Annotated in this window: 1 protein-coding gene and 1 pseudogene; one reads left to right on the forward strand and one right to left on the reverse strand. The window is 63.9% G+C overall.

What is annotated here, in order from left to right; genetic code table 11:
• Positions 1–638, forward strand: a 638-nt coding sequence (locus IG80_RS0111575; RefSeq protein WP_032114186.1) for an LAGLIDADG family homing endonuclease, incomplete at its 5' end; no start/stop codon positions are given.
• Positions 639–663: 25 nt separating this feature from the next.
• On the opposite strand, the pseudogene IG80_RS17100 reads toward IG80_RS0111575, so the two are convergent.
• A pseudogene (locus IG80_RS17100) lies at positions 664–808 on the reverse strand (serine endoprotease DegQ); the annotation flags it as partial.

The raw sequence follows: 808 nt of genomic DNA on the forward strand, positions 1-808 counted from the left end.
CCTTCATGACCGCCGCACGCGCGCCGGTCTATCGGGTGCGTACCGAGGATGGATACCAGATCAAGGCGACCGAGTGGCATGACTTCTATGTCGAGGGGCGCGGGAAGATCAAGTTGCGCGAGCTGCGGACCGGTGATCGGCTGTTGGTGCAGTCGGGGAAGGGCCAATTCGGGACGCAGGGCAGTGAGGACCTGGGGCTCCTGATTGGGTTGCTGACCGGCGACGGCCATTTCACCAATCGCGGCAAAGGGCAGGAGGCCGCGGTCATCACGCTCTGGGGCGAGGAGCGCGCCTTGGCCGGCCGCATGGCCGCATACGTCAATACGCTGATCTCCGGGGCGTCATTGCACGCAAGCCGGCGCAAGTACGCCGTGTCCCCGGTTGCAGTGCAAGAGCGCGGCCAGGTCTTCATCCGCTCGGTGATGCTCGCGCGGCTGCTGGAACACTACGGTTTCACCCGTCGCAGCAAGCTGAAGGTGCCTGAGGTGGTCTGGCGTGGCAGTGAGGAATGCGTGCGCGCCTATTTGCGCGGGCTGTTCCAGACCGACGGTACCGTCAACGTTTCATCGCGCAGACAGAGTTGCTCCATCCGCCTGGCATCGAGTCGGGAAGGACTGCTCCGTAATAACTTCGTATAGCATACATTATACGAAGTTATACGACGCTGCGGCCGACCGCCGAGACGATGCCGGAGGTCACCGTCTGGCTCAGTCCGAACGGATTGCCGATGGCCACCACGTAGTCGCCGACCTGCAGCCGGCCGCTGTCGGCCAGCGGCAGCTCGGTCAGGTTCTCCGACGGAATGCGG

The sequence above is a fragment of the Candidatus Paracaedibacter symbiosus genome, assembly GCF_000757605.1.
Classification (GTDB): domain Bacteria; phylum Pseudomonadota; class Alphaproteobacteria; order Paracaedibacterales; family Paracaedibacteraceae; genus Paracaedibacter_A; species Paracaedibacter_A symbiosus.